Source organism: Gordonia sp. NPDC003950 (genome assembly GCF_053605205.1).
This window is the reverse complement of sequence record NZ_JBSGIT010000027.1, coordinates 1-18,713: the sequence shown is the minus strand read 5'-3', so window position 1 is coordinate 18,713 and position 18,713 is coordinate 1. Positions and strand designations below refer to the sequence as shown.

Genomic DNA, 18,713 nt, shown 5'->3' with positions numbered 1-18,713 from the left:
TTTCGTCACCGATCGGCAATCGGCCCCCCAGGATACGAGGGCAGGCCGACAGGGGACCGCACAACGGACCCGAGTGCATCTTATGGGCTGGATCCCGGTCTTCGGCCATTCGGATGTGTCAGTTACATATCAACGATCGACGGCAACGCGGGTTGCCGTGGACGATCGCCGAGGTCGACCGGGGTATTGCCGCTACTGGAAACGCACGGTGATGTCGGAGTGTCCGACGCGGATGCGATCGCCGTCGGCGAGCTCCCAGCTGTTGACCTGGACGTCGTTGACGGTGGTGCCGTTGGTGGAGTTGAGGTCGGTCAGCATCGCGGTGCTGCCGTCCCAACGGATCTCCAGGTGACGACGCGAGACGCCGGTGTCGGGGAGACGGAACTGGGCGTCCTGTCCGCGGCCGACGACGTTGGAGCCCTCTCGCAGCTGGAAGGTGCGGTTGCTGCCGTCCTCGAGAAGAAGAGTGATCGCGGTCGGCGCGTAACCGGCGGCCGGGCGGCCGTAGCCCTGGTCGTATCCGTAGCCGCCCTGCTGGCCGTAACCGCCCTGCTCGTACCCCTGCTGTGCGTAACCCTGGTCGTAGCCGCCCTGCTGGCCGTAACCCTGCTGGTCGTATCCGTAGCCGCCCTGCTGGCCGTAGCCACCCTGCTCGTAGCCCTGGCCGTAACCCGGCTGAGGCTGCGCGTAGCCCTGGTCGTAGCCGCCCTGCTGGCCATAGCCCGCCTGGTCGTAGCCCTGCTGCTCATAGCCCTGCTGGCCGTAACCCGGCTGCGAGCCGTATCCGGGCTGCGAGGCGTGGCCCGGCTGCTGGCCGTAGCCGGCCTGGTCGTAACCCTGCTGACCGTAGGCCTGCGGGTCGTAGCCGCCCTGTTGGCCGTACCCCTGCTGGTCATAGCCCTGGTAGTCATACCCGCCCTGCTGGCCGTAGCCGCCCTGGTCATAGGCCGGATCCGGGCCCCTGCGCTGGTCGTATCCGGGGTTCTGGGTCATTTCTGGGGCTCCTACTTCTCGGGCCGCACCGTCGGGATGCGGTTGTGACTGGGGACGTGGGGCGGGGCCTCCCGTCGCCGGCCGGGGCCGGGCGTCGGGGTTGACCGTGCCGCGCGCACGAAAGATACCTGTATGCAACGAGGGCGATTGATCGAACTCGACGACCACCTCACCGTATGTCTGCCACCCGTTGTCTTTGATGTAGTTCTCCAGATGCTTGGAGAAACGTTTGCGATTCAGTTCGTACTCGGCCGCGATGTGCTCGTGATCGGTCGGACTGAACAGCAAGGTGTAGCTGTTGGCGGCGAGAACGGTACCGCCGCCGAGATCTTCCAATGACTCCTCGGCTTCGCGCTGCAAGCCGTTCTCGATCTCCTGCGGAGCGACCTCGCCACCGAAGACGCGTGCGAAGCCATCATCGACAGCTCCCTCGAGCTTGCGCTCGAAGCGTTGCAATATCCCCACCGTCGACCTCCCTTCGCGGCTGTTGTCTGGCGTGTCGCCGTGCGTATGGCCTTCATGGATGATACCGATACTGACGGCCAGGGCTGTCATCAAGCAACTGCAGTACCGCCCGCATCACGCGCACCACGGCACCGGATGTCTGCCCCGGGTCCTGGAAATGATCCCTGACCAGCACTTTGACGTCCACCCCCGACATGCCCTCCGCTCGAATGACAATCCGCGGGATTTGGGTCGGGCGGAACGATTTTTCTTTCAGGGTGGGGTGCGTGCTATCGTTCTCCAGGCCGTTGATCGAACCCAACGATCACCGGTCATGCCAGTCGAGAAATCGGCGGTCACGGGCGAGTGGCGGAATGGCAGACGCGCTGGCTTCAGGTGCCAGTGTCCTTCGGGACGTGGGGGTTCAAGTCCCCCTTCGCCCACCACGGAGCAGTTCACAACAGTTGCACATTCGAGGTCACAGTCCTTCCGAGGCTGTGACCTCGCTCTTTATCCCCAGTCTCCTGCGCCGGGTGGCAACTTTCTGATTTAGGGGACTTGGATCGACGCCGTCCCCTTGAGCTGCCCGTAAACCCCTTCCGAACGCACTAGGGTAGGGCCTTATTTGCAGGCAACACCCTCTCGTGTTTGTGGAAGGCCGGTGTCGTGGCGCTGAAGAAGTCGGATCTGTACTCATCGCTCTGGGCGAGCTGTGATCAGCTGCGCGGGAGCATGGACGCAAGTCAGTACAAGGACTACATCTTGACGCTGCTGTTCGTGAAGTACGTTTCCGACAAGGCGAAGGCCGACCGGAATAGCCTCATCGATGTTCCGCGCGGCGGGTCTTTCGACGATCTCCTGAAGGCGAAGGGGTCGGTCGAGATCGGTGACCGGTTCAACAAGGTCATCGCAAAGCTGGCCGAGGCTAACGAGTTGCGCAATGTCATTGACCTCGCCGACTTCAACGACGAGGAGAAGCTCGGCAAGGGCAAGGAGATGCAAGACCGGCTCTCAAAGCTGGTTGAGATCTTCAACGGTCTCGACTTCCGCGGTTCCCGAGCCGAAGGCGATGACCTGCTGGGAGACGCCTACGAGTATCTGATGCGGCACTTCGCAACGGAGTCGGGCAAGAGCAAGGGACAGTTCTACACGCCGGCCGAGGTGTCACGGGTCATCGCCCAGGTCGTCGGGATCGGGCCACACACCAAGCGAGGCGACACGGTGTTCGATCCCGCGTGCGGCTCCGGATCGCTGCTACTCAAGGCCGCTGCCGAGGCACCGCACGGCATGAGTATCTACGGGCAGGAGAAGGACTTCTCCACCTGGGCGTTGGCCAAAATGAACATGATCCTGCACGGCAACGAGATTGCCGATCTCGCCAAGGGCGACACCATCACCAACCCGCAGTTCGTCAAGGGCACCCGGCTCGAACGCTTCGACTATGTCGTGATGAATCCACCGTTCTCGACAAAGTCATGGAGCAACGGCCTCGAAAACGAATACGGCCGTTTCGAATACGGCAAACCACCGGAGAAGAACGGCGATTACGCCTTCCTGCTCCACGCTCTCGCATCTCTGAAGAGCACGGGCAAAGCGGCCATCATCATGCCGCACGGCGTCCTGTTCCGCGGCCACGCCGAAGCCGGCATCCGCGAACGATTGCTACAGCAGGGCTTCATCAAGGGCATCATCGGACTCCCCGCGAACCTCTTCTACGGCACCGGAATTCCTGCTTGCATCGTCGTTCTCGACAAGGAGAACGCCAACGCACGCACCGGTGTCTTCATGATCGACGCATCCAAGGGCTTCATGAAGGACGGTCCCAAGAACCGACTGCGCAGCCAAGACATCCACAGGATCGTCGACACCTTCACCAATCAGCGAGAGATTCCCCGGTACTCGCGGATGGTGCCGCTGCGCGAGATCGCCGACGCCAAGAACGACTACAACCTCAACATTCCCCGCTACATCGACTCCTCCGAACCCGAAGACCTGCAGGACCTCGACGCCCACATCAACGGCGGCATCCCCAACCGCGACCTCGATGCCCTCATCGACTACTGGGAGGCGTTCCCGAGCCTGCGGAAGCAGCTCTTCAAACGCAACAGGGCCGGCTACAGCGACCTACGTATCGACGTCGGCGACGTGCAACAAGCGATCCTCGATTCCGACGAGTTCAAAGCGTTTGCAGAACGCGCGCAGGCCATTACGACGGACTGGTTCACCTCGCATCGTGCCCGGCTGAGCCACATCACCGCCAACACCAATCCGAACCACCTGATCACCGAGATCGGCGACGACTTGCTCCGCAGCTTCGCTGATGTGCCGCTGGTGGACGAATACGACATCTATGAGCAACTCATGACCTACTGGCACGAGGTCATGCACGACGATGTGTATCTCATCATGAGCGACGGCTGGCTCGACGCGGCAAAGCCTCGCAAGACCATCGAGGACAAGGTCAGGAAGCTATCGGAGACAGCAGATCTCGTGGTTGGCAAAGGACGAGGAGCTACCAAGTACAAGATGGACCTCATCCCGCCGGCACTGATCGTTGCCCGGTACTTCGCTCGTGAGCAAGCTGAGCTTGACGAACTGAATGCCGCTGCGGATGACGCGACGCGAGCCGTCGAGGAGTACATCGAAGAGAACGGGACTGAGGATGGGCCGCTCGCCGAGTCCATGGACGACGGCAAGGCGACCAAAGCACTCGTGAGTGCGCGCCTTCGGGTAGCTAAACGCGAAGGGGCAGACCCGGATGAGATCGGAGCCCTGGGGCAACTTCTCAAACTCTACGACGCCGAGGCCCACACGAAGAAGGCATCCAAAGATGCGCAGGTCGAGTTGGACCAGAAGACGCTGGCCAAGTACGGAGATCTGACGATCAGCGATGTCAAAGCCCTTGTACTCGATGACAAATGGCAGAGTGTTGTTGCGCAACGTGTTGCCGGTGAAGTTGAAGGCCTAACGGTCGGCCTCGTCGAACGCATACGGCTGCTCGGGGAGCGCTATGCTGAGACGGCTTCCGCCATTGAAGCCACACTGAAAAAGCTCGAAGCTGATAACTTTCGGCACCTGGCAGAGATGGGTGTTCCATCATCATGACTACTGTCAAACTTGGTGACATCTGCGGATTCATCACAAAGGGCGCCACCCCTACAACCTATGGATTCGCTTGGGAAGCAACGGGAGTCCCCTTCCTCCGCAGCGAGTGTGTCTCCGACCATGGACTTGACATGAGGCAATCCATGTACATCTCAGAGTCGGCAAATAAGGTCCTCCGGCGGAGTCGAGTGGTCAAGGGCGACATTTTAATGACGATTACCGGGAATGTTGGACGGGTAGTCTTGTTAGAAGATCTCGATTCAGCAAATATTAATCAGCATATAGCTCGCATCCGGATCACAGACGCCGCGTTTGACCCGGGCTATGTGTATCATTATCTGTCCCAGAGTGCGATGCGCGAATACTACGAGTCAATTGTTACGGGACAGGCGTACCCGCAGATCAGCCTTGCTCAAGTTCGCGCAACGGAAATACCAAGGCTAGCTTACGACGAGCAAGTGCATGTGCGTAAGTCACTCGATAGTGCTGATCGCCTCACGTACTCCCTCGAACGCCTCATCGCCAAGAAGCAGGCGATCAAGCAGGGCATGATGCAGCAACTCCTGACCGGCCGCACCCGCCTGCCTGGGTTTGATGGACGGTGGATCAACCTAAGTGTGAAGGATATCGTGGAGATTCCAGTGACTGATGGACCACACTCGACGCCGCAGTTCTTAAACTCTGGAGTCCCGTTTCTTTCGGTAAATAATCTGGTGGACGGGCATATCGACTGGGGAGATCTACGCTATATCTCGAGGTCCGACCATGAAGTCTTTAGCAGGAAATGTCGGCCACGGCGAGGCGATGTGCTACTCGGTAAGGCCGCTTCGGTTGGGAAGGTGGCGGTCCTCGATTCTGACCAAGAAGTCAATATATGGTCGCCAATTGCACTAATTCGGCCACGAGATAGCCTGGTATCAAAATTTATCTATTACCAGCTGCAGTCGAGGGAAACGGAACGCCAAATTGAGGTTCTAACCAATACTTCATCGCAAGGTAATATAGGAATGGGAGAGATCGAGCGCATTGAATTAAATCTTCCGCCGAGAGTCGAGCAGGCAGCGATAGTTACAGCGCTGGATGATATCGAACGTGAGATCTCGTCGATTCGATCGAGGTTGTTGAAGTCACGCGACATCAAGACCGGGATGATGCAACAACTCCTGACCGGTCGCACCCGCCTGCCGGTGGAGGATGAACCGTGAGCGCTGGCAAGTCGGTTCGGCTGTTCCTCGCTGACGGCACTCCTGGTGGTCTGCTGACGGCGGAGATCATGAACTGGACAGGTCACGTCGTGGCGGCCCCGCGTTCAGATCTGGCGGCGTTGTTGAAGCGTCCCGAAGCGACTCGCACGGGTATCTACATCTTGCTGGGTGATGATCCGGACAGCCTCGGCGGGCAGCTGGCGTACGTCGGTGAAGGCGATGATGTAAGCAAGCGCCTGTACCAACATGCGCGGCCAGAAGGTCAGAACGGCAAGGACTTCTGGGATAGGGCCATTGTCCTGACAAGTAAGGACGCGAACCTGACCAAGGCACACGCCCGGTACCTCGAGAGTCGATTCATCACCCTCGCGGTCAGGGCCAGCCGCGCGCGTCTCACGAACGGAACCTCTCCCGCGCCGATTGTGCTGCCCGAGGCGGACGTGTCCGACATGGAGTACTTCATTGAGCAGGCCAAGATCGTGCTGCTTCTACTTCGACCTCGCGCTGACCGCCACGCTGACAACCCGCACTCTCGTCATCTGGGGTTGCTGATCCCTCGGTGGGTGCTTGGTTTCTTGGGAGTAAACATCTTTCGGTCCCCGAGGACGTCCGTTGCCACGGCGTCTGCATCTTCCGAGGGCGGCCGCACGGACTCGCCGCAGTTCGAGATGACGATGAAGAAGTGGGGCATCATCGCGACGGCACAAGAAGTGGACGGCGAGTTCACCGTGATCGAAGGCTCCCAGGCGCGTTCCGCGTGGATGGGTGCCGCGGGCCACAACTACATCGGGCTGCGCACCAAGCTGGAGAACGACGGCACGCTTGTACCCTCGCCGGACGGCGCCACGATGATCTTCCACCGCGACCACCCCTTCTCCAGCCCGAGCGCAGCAGCCGCTGTTGTCGCCGGCCGTAACGCCAACGGTCGTCTCGAGTGGAAGGTACAGGGCACGCGCACAACCTACGGTGAATGGGAGTCCGAGGGGCTCGAGGAGGCCATGAGCGAGGGGGCAGGTCATGAGTGAGGTAGGCCGGAAGGAGCGCATCACGCAGAAACACGTGGTCGACCTTCTCGCGAGGAAGCTTGGATACGACTACCTCGGCAACTGGGCTGCCAGGGCCGGCAACTCCAACATCGACGAGGGACTGCTTGTCGCAAGTCTCCGGGCACGGGGCTACGACAAGAGTGTCATCACCCGTGCACTCGATCGTCTCGGGAAGGCCGCAGCGGTTGGTGCCGGCCACGACCTGTACGAAGCGAACCGTGATGTCTACGGTCTGCTGCGCTACGGCGTGAAGGTCAAGCCTGGCGTCGGCGAGCAGTACGAGACGGTCTGGCTGATCGACTGGGATGATCTGGAGGCAAATCATTTCGCCGTCGCCGAGGAAGTGACCGTGATGGGCGAACACACCAAGCGCCCTGACATCGTGCTCTACGTCAACGGCATCGCTCTGGCCACCCTCGAACTCAAGCGGTCCAAAGTTGCCGTGTCCGAAGGTATTCGACAGACAATCGGAAACCAATCACCGGACTTCATCCGACCGTTCTTCTCCACAGTCCAGTTCGTGTTCGCCGGCAACGACGTCGAAGGTCTTCGATACGGGCTGATCGACACGTCCGAAAAGTACTGGCTCACATGGAAAGAAGCTTCTCGCCGCAAAGTGAGCCCGCTCGATAAGGCGCTCCTGCAGATGTGCGAGAAAAGCCGCTTCCTCGAACTCATTCACGACTTCATCGTCTTCGACTCAGGCGTAAAGAAGGGCCCCCGTCACAACCAGTACTTCGGGGTGAAGGCTGCTCAAGAGCGCATCGCCAGGCGCGAGGGCGGCATCATCTGGCACACCCAGGGATCCGGCAAGAGCCTCACCATGGTGTGGCTGGCCAAGTGGATTCGGGAGAACCAGCCCGACGCGCGCGTGCTGCTCATCACCGACCGCACCGAACTCGATGAGCAGATCGAGAAGGTGTTTCACGGTGTCAACGAGGAGATCTACCGCACCCGCAGTGGTGCCGACCTCATCGCCGCACTCAACAAGTCCGAAGAGTGGCTGATCTGCTCACTGGTGCACAAGTTCCGTGCGCCGGACTCTGACCGCGAGGACGACGAGGCCACCGCCGAGTTCGTCCGTGAACTCAACGCGAAGATCCCGAAGAACTTCAAGGCCAAGGGCAACATCTTTGTCTTCGTCGACGAGGCCCACCGCACCCAGTCCGGCGTGATGCACGACGCCATGAAACAGCTGCTGCCAGAAGCGATGTTCATCGGTTTCACCGGCACGCCGCTGCTCAAGGCCGACAAAGCCACCAGCCTCGAAACCTTCGGCTCCTTCATCCACACTTACAAGTTCGACGAAGCCGTCGCCGACGGCGTGGTCCTCGATCTCCGCTACGAAGCGCGCAACATCGAGCAGCACCTCACCTCTCCGGAGCGGGTCGACCAGTGGTTCGAGGCCAAGACCCAGAACATGACGGATCTGTCCAAGGCAGAGTTAAAGAAACGCTGGATGACGATGCAGAAGATCGCCTCCAGCGAGCCACGATCTCGTCAGATCGTCAACGACATCCTCCTCGACATGGAACTCAAACCGCGCCTGAAGAACTCACGCGGCAACGCCATGCTCGTCGGGGAAAGCATCTACCAGGCCTGCCGCCTGTACGAACTGTTCTGCAACGCCGGCTTCCAAGGCAAGTGCGCCATCGTCACCAGCTACATCCCCAACACCGGTGACATCGCGAAGGAACGCTCCGGGGAAGGAAAGACTGAGAAGCTGCGGCAGTACGAGATCTACCGTCGCATGCTCGCCGACTACTTCAACGAACCGGCCGACAAAGCGATGAGCAAAGTCGAGCAGTTCGAACGCGAGGTCAAACGACAGTTCGTCGAGAACCCCGGCCAGATGAAGCTCCTCATCGTCGTCGACAAGCTCCTTACCGGGTTCGACGCACCATCGGCCACCTACCTCTACATCGACAAGAAGATGCAGAATCACGGCCTGTTCCAGGCGATCTGCCGCGTCAACCGACTCGACGGCGACGACAAGGACTACGGCTACATCGTCGACTACCGTGATCTGTTCAAGTCACTGGAATCAGCGATCCACGACTACACCGCGGAAGCGCTCGACGGCTATGAGAAGGACGACATCGAGGGACTCCTCACCGATCGGGTCAAGAAGGCGCGCGAAGACCTCGACGAGGCGCTCGAGCACATCCGAGCGCTCGTCGAACCCGTGAAGCCACCCAAGGGCACCTACGAGTACCAGCAGTACTTCTGCGCCCAGGATCAAGGCGACGCGAAGCAACTCAAAGACAACGAACCCAAGAGGGTCATGCTCTACAAAGCAGTGTCGGCGGTCACCAGCGCCTACGCAAACATCGCCGGCGACATGGCCGATGCTGGGTACACGAAAACCCAAGCAGCGCAGATCAAGAAGGAAGTCGCAGACTACATCAGCATCCGTACCGAGGTAAAACTCGGCGCTTGCGAGAACGTCGACTTCAAACAATACGAAGCCGGAATGCGCTACCTCCTCGACACCTACATCCAGGCAGACACATCCAAGGTGGTTGCGACCTTTGAGGACAAGGGTCTCATCGAGCTCATCGTCGAGCTCGGTCCCGACGCTCTCGGCCTCCTCCCCGCCGGTGTGCGAAGTGATCCGCGGGCTGTGTCAGAGACGATCGTCAACAACGTGCGCAAGATCCTCACCGACGAACGCATGATGAACCCCAAGTACTACGACCACGTCAGTGACCTCCTGACCGCGCTCATCGAACAGCGGCGGAGGGAGGCGATCGACTACGAGAACTACCTCGCCGAGCTCATCGAACTCGCACGCAAAGCACGACCCGAGCGCGAGAGCCCGATCCACACGGGACTCCAGGCACTGATCGACAACCTCGGCGACGACCAACTCGCCAGACGAATCGACATCGTCATCCACGAGGTGAAGCCTCACGGTTGGATCGACAGCAAGCTCAAGCAGCGACTCGTACGAAATGCGATCAGAGCCGAGTTGCCAGCCGACTTCGGAGAGGATGAGTTCGACGAACTCATGGCCGTGGTGAAGGCTCACGATGAGTACCACTGACCAGTCGACAGATCCCTCTGTTTCTCCCGGCTACCTCACCGTCCGAGACATCGAGGTCGACGTCGAGTTCAAAGACGTCAAGAATCTCCACATCGCAGTCGAACCACCGCTTGGCCGGGTACGCGTAGCCGCACCCTTGAGTCTCACCGAGGACCAAGTCAGACTGGCTGTGCTTCAGCGATACTCGTGGATTCGCAAGCAGCAGGTCCAATTTCGGAACGCACCTCGTCAATCTCAGCGGGAGATGACAACCGGCGAATCCCACTATGTGTGGGGCCGTCGGCTGCGCCTCGCTGTGATCGAACGGCCCGGCCGGCCTCATTTCGAGGTCAGCGGCGACCGGTTGTTGCTCTACACCAACGGCGAGATGTCGCCCGATCAGCATCGCCAGCAACTCGACCAGTGGTACCGCCAGCAACTCCGCCACGCATTGCCTCCGCTCATCGAAACGTGGGAGAAGCGTCTCGACGTCGTCGTGCCCAAGTGGAGCGTGCGTCGCATGAAGACCAAATGGGGCTCCTGCAATCGCGAGACCCGCCACATCTGGTTCAACGTCGAACTAGCGAAGAAGCCGCCAGAGTGCCTGGAGTACATCGTTGTTCACGAGATGACGCACTACTTCGAGCGTGGGCACGGGCAGCGCTTCGTAGCGCTGATGGACAGTGAGTTACCTGACTGGCTCAACCGCCGAAATCAGCTGAATGGGGCTTCGCTTGCACATGAGGAATGGGAAGGTCGGTAGGATGCCACAACCAGCATGGGAAGGTACGTGTGACTGAGTCAGAATTGGCTGCCGTGGATAGTTTCGGAGGGATTGACGCAGATGCTGATGGATTGCTTGCGGATTGCTTCGAAGATCATCCTGCTTACATCTCTGTCAGCGCAATGAAGAAGTTTCTGGTGCTGGGGAGGAAAGGTTCAGGCAAGACAGCAATTTACCGAAGACTACTGGGTAAGGATGACTCGACAGTCCTCGCTGAAGGCTATAGCTTTGAAGACTACCCTTGGCACCATCATGACCTGCAAGCGGAGGTAGGCGTACCGGAAGAGCGACGCTATGTCCACTCTTGGAAATACCTGATTCTGATGAACCTGGCAAAGATTCTCTTGAATAAGGATAATAGCCAACCTTGGTGTGACTCTTCATTTGAGCCGATTCAACGACTTGAGGCATTCGTTGTGGACTCGTATGGGTCGAGCGACCCGGATATGGCGACTCTTTTCAGCCCTGACCAGAGGATAAAGGTCAAGGGATCCATTGATTTCAAACTCGTAAAAGTCGAGGGTGAACGGGTTTCGATGCAGGATTTGCCAGTTCACATACAAGCTGTTAATAGGGCAATGCAGGAGTGCATAGTCAGGAGCCTCAATCCCAGCTTGAAGTACTACATATGTTTCGATCAGTTAGACTTGGGATTCTCTATTAAAGATCCCACGTACAGCCAACGTCTCGTTGGACTAATAATAGCCGCCAAGGACATATTTCTTGCGGCTCGCGAATCAGGAAAGAACCTGAGCCCAACCGTGTTCTTGAGGGACGATATTTTTCATGAGCTGCAATTTGAGGATAAGAATAAGATAACTGAAAACTACGCGTCGTGGATAACCTGGAACGCCTCTTCCACTGCACAATCAGCCCTCACCCTGAAGCGACTCATGGAGACTAGGTTCACCGAGGTGGTCGGACAGCCAGACCTTCCCGTGATCTGGGAAGACGTGTTTGAAGAGGATTCTGGTTCGCGAATGCCGGGCAGGCAAACCAAGTACCAACACATCTGTGATCGTACGTTTCTCAGGCCACGCGACATGATTAAGTTCTGCAACGAGGTCTTAGTGCATTTCAAGAATGGAGAATCTTCCACGGATAGGTTTGATAATAACTGCGTTCACTCGGCACGTGAAGGATACTCGGAATACCTTCTGAACGAGATTGATGATGAAATCTCCAAGCATGTTCCCGCGTATCGGGAGTACCTCGAGATAATTAAGTCAATTGGCCAAGAGAAGTTTGAGTTAGGTACGTTTCAGGATATCTACAAAGATAGATTTACCGAGCCAGGAAGCAGCGCTATCAGAGCAATAGAAGATCTCTTCACCTTCTCGATCATTAGCTATCTCAAGCCGGGAGGCAGGGGCGGAGGTTCAGAGTATGTGTGGCGCTATAAAGACTCCAGGGCTCGTTTCGATCCGACCGTGAAGTCTTTTCGAGTGCATCCAGGTTTCAAGGAGGCGCTAGGCCTAATCAGGTGATCTGTTGGACAGTGCTGCATACTGCGATGCAGAGACCATGGGAGGGATGGTGGCCAGAAAGTGATGGACGTTGACGGTGACTCTTTGGGGAACGTGACTGATGCTCTGGCCGGGATCACGCGGGCTGAGGCGGATCGTGCCGAGCATGTCGCAGCCGGGATTATGAAGAAGATCGGGTTCTCAGATGCCGTGAAGACGGTATCCAGTGGGGATCAGGGAATCGATGTCCGCTCATCGAACACGATTGCCCAGGTGAAGTGGCAGGCCAAACCTGTTGGCCGACCGGCTGTTCAGCAACTCGGCGGCGCCTGGTTGCGCGAGCAGCGCCTCTGGAAGCGGAACAGCAAGATGTTCTTCTTCTCGAAGAGCGGCTACACTCCTCAGGCCGTGGACTATGCGGACGCGGTGGGAATGGTGCTGTTCGAGTTCTCGATGAACGGCAGGGCCAAGGCCGTAGGCAAACACGCGATGGCGTACCGCAGGAGGACTCCGTCGATCGTCACGTCTGAGGCGAAGCCGAGAAAGCCGGCACATCCTGGGCGCGCTCGGCAGTTTGTGGAGGAGGTAGCGGCGTGGCTGGCACTAGCTCTGCTGGCGTTGGTACCACTGGCAGTCCTGGCGACTGGCGGTTTCTTCATGTACCTCGGGGTGTCCGGGCTGTTGTCTGAGCCGACTGCTGGTGACTGGTGGTTTCTGGTAGGCGGCGTCGCCATGGTGCTGCTGTGCGTGGTGCTCGGCTGGTCCGTCATCGCAGCCGAGCCCGACGAGCGCGACTCCCGTTGAACCTGGTAAGCAGTTGATTATCGTTTGGCCTCGACGCGACTCCGCTTGTGCGAGAGGGGCCCTAAATCATGTTCGACCCGAAGGACCGGCTGAGAAGGGTCGGTTCAAGTGGCCACGCCGGAGGTGCACGGCACGACCCCGTGTCCGCCGCCGCTACAGCAGAAGCCGCCACCAGGTGGGGAATCTCCCTGAGCCGCCCTGGGAAAATCGGTGAGCCTCATCAGAAGCGCGGAGCTGCCGTGTGCGACCGCTCACAAGGTGTCGTCGTAGATCACTGGGTGTCATCGGGCCGAGACTACGGCGGAACGGACGGCCGTCGAGTCGACTCCGGGCTGATCGATGTCGGGCAGCGACCACATGGCGACCTTGAGATCTTGGGGGCTGTCTGTCTTGTCGGCGAGGTAGAGGTAGAAGTACGGTTCGTTCCCGGGCTTCAGTTGGAGTTCTCGACCACGTGCGGTCCCGTTCTTCATTGCCGCGCGGGCCTTTTCGGGGTTCACGGCAGTCGCTCTCGGGTGGTACATCCCGACCGTGCCTATAGGTAGCTGCCGGTCACTTAGGGTCAGAGTGAAGTCGTCCACCAAGCACCTTATTGGGACACCCCCGCTGAGCAATAGCTCGAGCTCCGGCGATACTTCCCCAGTCATTTGGACGGTCTGCACCTTCGCGCGCGGCGAGGCTACGAGGAAACCCTCAATTATGCACCTGGCCACGCGAAGGTTGACCCTGTCCCAGGCTGTCACCTCCGGGGGGACTGTGAAGAACTGTGAGCAGTGTCGCTGCACGATGTCGAGATCGGTTGCTATACCAACAATTTTGCGTAGCTCCTCTGTATTCGTGACCTCCACTTCCTGCAGGTCTAGGAGACCGGCGCGTTGTTGGTCGAGGTAGAGCTCGCATCTGGCAGCCTCGTGGAGGCTGTCGAGAAGGCCCGCGAGGCGCAGGACTTGATTCGGATCGATACTGTGAAAGTTGTAGTTGACATGAACAGCACCGACTTCGCCGACTTTGTTGGGTTGGTCGATCTCGACGGCTGCGTGCCCGTAGAAGCTGAGCGTGATCGCCCAGCCGTGGGTCCCGTGATTTGCGTAGGTGACTGTGCCCTCGTGGGTTGCGGCGGTCACGTCGTCGTCGTTCAAGAATCGGAGTTCTGCTGACTTTCCGACCGCGTTGGGCAGCGACTCTTTTGATATCTCAAGCTCGCCGTCAGTGCCGTCTGTTGCGAAAGGTATTGGGCCATCTACGGATAGGCTGGTGAGAGTTTCGGAGTTGAGGATGACCGTGCCTTCCGCGCCGAACTTCATCAATCGTTCAAACTGATTGCGAAGGTCGGCGTGCTCGGGTCCGAACCGAGTTCCAAAGCTAACGGTGATAGGGCAGTCGTGCGATGCGCTCGGAGTCTTGGGATACGGTGACAGTTCTATGATCTGTCCTGTGCGGGTAAAGTTCACACCCCAGTTCAGGTTCATTGCATCGGCCCGAGCGCCAAGACCCCTAAGACGCTCACTCAATGAGTCTGTAGTACTAAGGGTTTCGGTCTCCTTCTGGAAGAGTCGTATGTCGTCGCGCATCTGATCCGTGGCGAGGTACTGATGGATGTCTGGGTACTGGGCCATCAGATCGTCGAGCTCCGGTCGGTCGAGAATCTTGACGCGGGCAGTACCGTCGTCCTCCAGGTCAAGGACGTACTTACGTTCTCCTGGAGTGAGTTTCGTGGGAACCACGAGATACCATTCGAACGGTTGAGGCTGCAGAGTATTGGCCCGCTCGAACGAGTTCTTGATCTGTCGCCGTCGGGTGAACTTGCGATCGCCACTGAAACCGTCTGTGAAATATTTGATTTGGTAGACGCGCCGTCGGGCCTTGCCCTGTACGACCTCGATATCGATGCCGTTGTCGCCCCCTCTCCCGTCTGGGCAGGTGACCTTTGCGATTTCAGCCCATCGACGTTTGACGAGCGCTTCGACTGTTCTGGTAAACAGATGGTCACCGAGTCGGGGCCAATCGACGGGAGTCAACGGGCGACCGCTCCGGAAGCATCAGCGTCCTGGTTCGGTGCGCCGCCATACCTGGTGAGAAGCCAACTCGCATGCGCGCGTTGTTGACGTAGCGAGGTCGCGGCAGCGCTCCATGTCGCGACCTCCGACAGAGCCGCTTCGATGAACTCAAGCTCTCGTATCAGAGCGACGCGATTTGCGGAATACGTTGTGGCACAAGCCTTTGAGCAGAAGAGGGGCCGTCTTCCCTTGTTCTTGATGGGATACGAACACGAATTTGTGCATCCCGGATTCAGGCAGATGGCAACCGGTGGATAGAGAGTCCGGTGAGACAGGAGATCGTCGACCGATTTCGGGGTCGTCAGCGAGCGGATACTCATGGTGCGTTGGTCTACCAGGACGCACCGACAGGACGGCACGCCAAAGGCGGACCATCCTCCTCAAACAATGTGGGCTTCGACGTATGCGCCAATCTTAGGCGGTGATTAGGGCATGCACTGAGCGGTTGACCTGCGACACGCCGATAGATGGCAGCGGTGCAAATGAGGGATTCTCTCGTACTGTTCGAGGTGTGCCCGCTTATCGAGGGCGGAGGCAAGCGCTGCGTCAACAGCGCCCGCCCCCTTACGGGCACCCGAACCGCCAAGGAAAGGGGCCCGTCGTGGCTCATGGTAGTGCCTGTTGGTTGCGCTCCCGTCGCGTGACGGTGTTGCAGCGCGCCGACGTGTGGTGCCGCCGCCATTCGGGTCTTCCACCACCAATGTCAGTGCTGTGTCGCGGTGGAATTGCCGTGGGACAGCGTTGCAAGATCTCGGCGTGCGTCGCCGGGAGTGCCGTGGGAGGGCCGGATTAGGGCCCGGCCCCCCACGGGGCGGCAGATGCCGCGTCCAAAACTCACAAGTTCTCAGCTAGGAGATTCTGGCATGTTCATTTCATCGTGCCCGCGGCACGAAATCAAGCGCACCAGCCTCATGGCGTGGGGGTGGTGGTGATGGCACGCGGCAAGGGTGGCCCGACGCCGCAACCCCAGCCGAACGATCGCGACGGCAAGCGAGCCACAGGTCGTAAGGTTCGCCACGACAATCCCGGCGTTGTTGTTGGAACGATCTCCACCGATGGTCTCGATGTGGAGCGTCTGAATCGGTTGCGCGGTATGGGTATTAAGGTGCGACAAGCGAGTGTCGGGGAGTCGGTGCGAGAGGACGCGGCGCGCGTGCAGGCGTCAGTCCCGTTTCGTTCGGAGATCGTCGACCGGGACGCGTTCGGCGCAATTGTGCACCTGTTGGTCGCCTACTACCACGACACTGGCCGGGTCGATCCGCTGCGGGCACTGCGCCGCAGCAACGTCGACGCGTACTTGATATCACGCAACCGACCTGCCCGCCGGACCCTGCGATACCTGCTCTACACCGCTGGCCGCGTCTGGTACCCGCATGAGTACCCACCGGCATTCACTTTGGACGCTCCGCGCCAGATACGCACCGCGCCGGCCACCGACGAGGAGATCGATGCGCTGTACCGCGTCGCATTGACCCTCGGTGAGAAGTGGGAGCTGGCGCTGACGGTGCTCGTGGACCTCATGTACGGGGTTGGTGCCCGCCCAGAGGAGCTCAAGCATCTGCGGCGCGAGCACATTCGGGTAGAGCGGCATCACGGGGAGCGGTGGGTGGTTGTCACGCTGCAAACTCCGAAGACAGCGCCACGAGACGTGCCTGTCCTTGACGAGCAGATCGGGAAAGAACTGGAGCACTACGCCGCGAACGCACGCCACGACCTCCTGCTGGCATTCGGCTCGGCCCCCACCGTCGAAAGGAACGGCATCAACCGGGTCAACGATCGGCTTGCTGAACGTGGCCAGCCCGAACGACTCAACGCGCAGGCCCTGCGCCATGCGTGGATACAAGAAGTTGTGCAGTTGGTGCCCGTCAGCGAGTTCTGCTACCTCGCCGGGGTCACAAGCCTGCACCACATGAGCGACCTGGACGTGGTTGCCGACGCGACGGGCGACATCAACGAGATCACCGCTCACTTCCTGGAGGACGGGCAATGAGTATTCATCCCAGCATCAACCACTCTGAAGTCCACACCAGCGACAGCATCTTCACTCGAGCAGTAGTCGTCGTGAACCGCTCCGGTGCCGCAGCGATGATCGAGGGGTGGCGAGCCGAGAGTGTGGCCGCACCCCGCGGACCGTTCCGAGGTGCCCTGTCCTACACAGTCGAAAGCGTCCTCGTCGCCCTTGCCTGCGTGCTGCTCAGACGAGCCGAACCTACGGTCCGCACGATTTTCCGCACCCTGCTCGACTTCACCCCTGACCAGCTTGCCCAGCTCGACATCGCCGACGCCGATCTCACCGCCATCAGGTCCGATGCTGACCGAGCCTTGAAAAGCTTCAGGAACTGGCTTGATCGAACACTGGCCTGCCTGGACTCGGCACGCGATCAGCCCGCAGTACGAATTCCCGTCACCCAGCACAAGGCGATCATCCGAGCCCGAACCCCTGAGCAACAAGAGGCATACGAGGTAGCGGCGCAACGACTCTCGACTGTCGTCAACCGCATTCTGGCCGGCTCGATTCCCACCGAACACCAACAAAGCGGCCGCGGCGATGTCGTCGTCGACGAGACCATTATCGACACGTCAGATGGGACCTACGACCTTGGCGTCACCGACGACCGCAACCGGTCGGCCATCTACTTCGGTGGCTACTACCGCAGGGACTTCCGCAATCGCGTCGACGCCGAAGGGAATCCGCTGACGAAGAAACGGGCGTGGGGAATCGGTGTCACCGCGGTCAGCAGCGTCGGGCCGCCCGATGCCCTGCATAACCGGCCGATCCTGTTCACCGGCATCGCTATTCACCCACCGACATCGGGTTCACTCGAAGGGCTCGACGAAGCCATCGAGCATCATCAACGCAACGGGTTCGACAGTCGACCGACAAGCCGAACGGCCCGATGGCCGCTGATCACCTTCGACATGGGTTATCTGAAAGACGGCCTCGATCGATGGCAATTTGATCGGAAGTATGCTGGCGTCTTCCGCTATCCCGACCACTGGCGACGCGATTTCGAGAGCGTTCCGGCGCAGCCCGGTGGCGTCAAGCCTGGTCCCGTGCAATTGTCGGGTGCTTGGTACTGTCCGACGGCGGCTGGCATCTCCCTGGGCAAGCAGTACGTGAAGCCACTACGCGACGTGCTCGACAAAGACGAATGGGAGGCTCGCGAACGCCGACTCCGTCAGCTCCTGCCGAGGCTGATGGGCGTCGACAGGCGACTCATCGAGCGCAACACCCGACCAGGACGCCCCGCTGAAGGCGCACAGCCCGACAAGGCGGTCAAGATGGTGCTGAGCTGCCCGGCCAGCCTCGGCAACGTCCGCTGTTCCCGTTGGCACAATCCAGACACCGAGGACCGGCTCGATCTGCCATACATCGAACCCGAGCCGGACATGCCGCTGTATCCGTGCTGCAGACAACGCAGCGTCACGATCACGCTGACCGACGACCAACGCAAACGACAGCAGCTCAGTCCGTGGGCGCCCGGATCCAACGATCACGCGATCTACCACGAGGCCGCACGTGCGCTCACTGTCAAGGGACATCGGGAAGTGCCCACAGGCGGACGTGGGAACTGCCCGTAGGCGGTCACGAGGGGGTGCCCGGTGGCGGACATGAATGTGCCCACCGTTGGTCCGCCACCGGGGGTGTGTCAGTTCAGGGCGGTGACCCCCTTCCCGGCGAGTGCTTGGGCCAGGCGCACGGAGTCGCCGGTGGTCTGGCAGAGGTGGGCGTGGTGCAGCAGCCGGTCCACGGTGGCAGTGGCCAGTGTTTTGGGCATGAGTT

Annotated in this window: 13 protein-coding genes and 1 tRNA gene; 10 read left to right on the top strand and 4 right to left on the bottom strand. The window is 59.7% G+C overall.

The features are described 5' to 3' along the window. Nucleotides 1-192: 192 nt before the first annotated feature. Nucleotides 193-1,458: an FhaA domain-containing protein gene (locus tag ACWETB_RS20315; RefSeq protein ID WP_449743339.1), complete on the bottom strand. Its 1,266-nt coding sequence runs from the start codon at nucleotides 1,456-1,458 to the stop codon at nucleotides 193-195. A 52-nt stretch (nucleotides 1,459-1,510) separates the two neighbouring features. Then, entirely contained in the window at nucleotides 1,511-1,759 is a 249-nt protein-coding gene (locus ACWETB_RS20310; protein ID WP_452213238.1) for a hypothetical protein, read from the bottom strand. A 38-nt stretch (nucleotides 1,760-1,797) separates the two neighbouring features. On the opposite strand from ACWETB_RS20310, the gene ACWETB_RS20305 reads away from it, so the two are divergent. The 8 genes from ACWETB_RS20305 to ACWETB_RS20270 all read left to right on the top strand — a co-directional run bounded on the left by ACWETB_RS20305 (nucleotide 1,798) and on the right by ACWETB_RS20270 (nucleotide 12,872). Next, nucleotides 1,798-1,883, top strand: a tRNA-Leu gene (locus ACWETB_RS20305). 220 nt (nucleotides 1,884-2,103) lie between these two features. After that, nucleotides 2,104-4,542: a type I restriction-modification system subunit M gene (locus ACWETB_RS20300; RefSeq protein ID WP_452213236.1), complete on the top strand. Its 2,439-nt coding sequence runs from the start codon at nucleotides 2,104-2,106 to the stop codon at nucleotides 4,540-4,542. Next, nucleotides 4,539-5,747 carry a restriction endonuclease subunit S gene (locus tag ACWETB_RS20295; protein WP_452213234.1) on the top strand — a complete coding sequence of 403 codons (1,209 nt, stop codon included), beginning with the start codon at nucleotides 4,539-4,541 and terminating at the stop codon, nucleotides 5,745-5,747. Before ACWETB_RS20300 ends, ACWETB_RS20295 begins: the two co-directional genes overlap by 4 nt. Next, nucleotides 5,744-6,772, top strand: coding sequence for a GIY-YIG nuclease family protein (locus ACWETB_RS20290; RefSeq protein WP_452213232.1), 1,029 nt, complete (start codon nucleotides 5,744-5,746; stop codon nucleotides 6,770-6,772). Before ACWETB_RS20295 ends, ACWETB_RS20290 begins: the two co-directional genes overlap by 4 nt. Further along, a complete protein-coding gene (locus tag ACWETB_RS20285) occupies nucleotides 6,765-9,839 on the top strand; it encodes a type I restriction endonuclease subunit R (RefSeq protein WP_452213230.1) in 3,075 nt (1,024 codons plus the stop codon). The genes ACWETB_RS20290 and ACWETB_RS20285 overlap by 8 nt, the downstream gene beginning before the upstream one ends. Then, on the top strand, nucleotides 9,826-10,581 hold the full coding sequence (locus ACWETB_RS20280; protein WP_452213228.1) for a M48 family metallopeptidase: 756 nt from the start codon (nucleotides 9,826-9,828) through the stop codon (nucleotides 10,579-10,581). Before ACWETB_RS20285 ends, ACWETB_RS20280 begins: the two co-directional genes overlap by 14 nt. A 29-nt stretch (nucleotides 10,582-10,610) precedes the next feature. Further along, nucleotides 10,611-12,089, top strand: coding sequence for a P-loop ATPase, Sll1717 family (locus ACWETB_RS20275; RefSeq protein WP_452213226.1), 1,479 nt, complete (start codon nucleotides 10,611-10,613; stop codon nucleotides 12,087-12,089). 63 nt (nucleotides 12,090-12,152) lie between these two features. After that, nucleotides 12,153-12,872, top strand: a complete 720-nt coding sequence (locus tag ACWETB_RS20270) for a restriction endonuclease (RefSeq protein WP_452213224.1) — start codon at nucleotides 12,153-12,155, stop codon at nucleotides 12,870-12,872. 281 nt (nucleotides 12,873-13,153) lie between these two features. On the opposite strand, the gene ACWETB_RS20265 is transcribed toward ACWETB_RS20270, so the two are convergent. Next, complete coding sequence (locus ACWETB_RS20265) at nucleotides 13,154-14,890, bottom strand: hypothetical protein (protein WP_452213222.1); 1,737 nt, start codon at nucleotides 14,888-14,890, stop codon at nucleotides 13,154-13,156. 955 nt (nucleotides 14,891-15,845) lie between these two features. Here ACWETB_RS20265 and ACWETB_RS20260 point away from each other — a divergent pair. Together ACWETB_RS20260 and ACWETB_RS20255 are read left to right on the top strand one after the other, a co-directional pair. Then, nucleotides 15,846-16,919 (top strand): hypothetical protein, encoded by a 1,074-nt coding sequence (locus ACWETB_RS20260; protein WP_452213220.1) that lies wholly within the window; start codon nucleotides 15,846-15,848, stop codon nucleotides 16,917-16,919. Beyond that, nucleotides 16,916-18,511, top strand: coding sequence for a hypothetical protein (locus ACWETB_RS20255; protein ID WP_452213218.1), 1,596 nt, complete (start codon nucleotides 16,916-16,918; stop codon nucleotides 18,509-18,511). Before ACWETB_RS20260 ends, ACWETB_RS20255 begins: the two co-directional genes overlap by 4 nt. A gap of 68 nt (nucleotides 18,512-18,579) precedes the next feature. Here the strand turns inward: ACWETB_RS20255 and ACWETB_RS20250 are convergent. Continuing rightward, a partial coding sequence (locus ACWETB_RS20250) for an ATP-binding protein (RefSeq protein ID WP_452213292.1) occupies nucleotides 18,580-18,713 on the bottom strand: 134 nt, incomplete at its 5' end.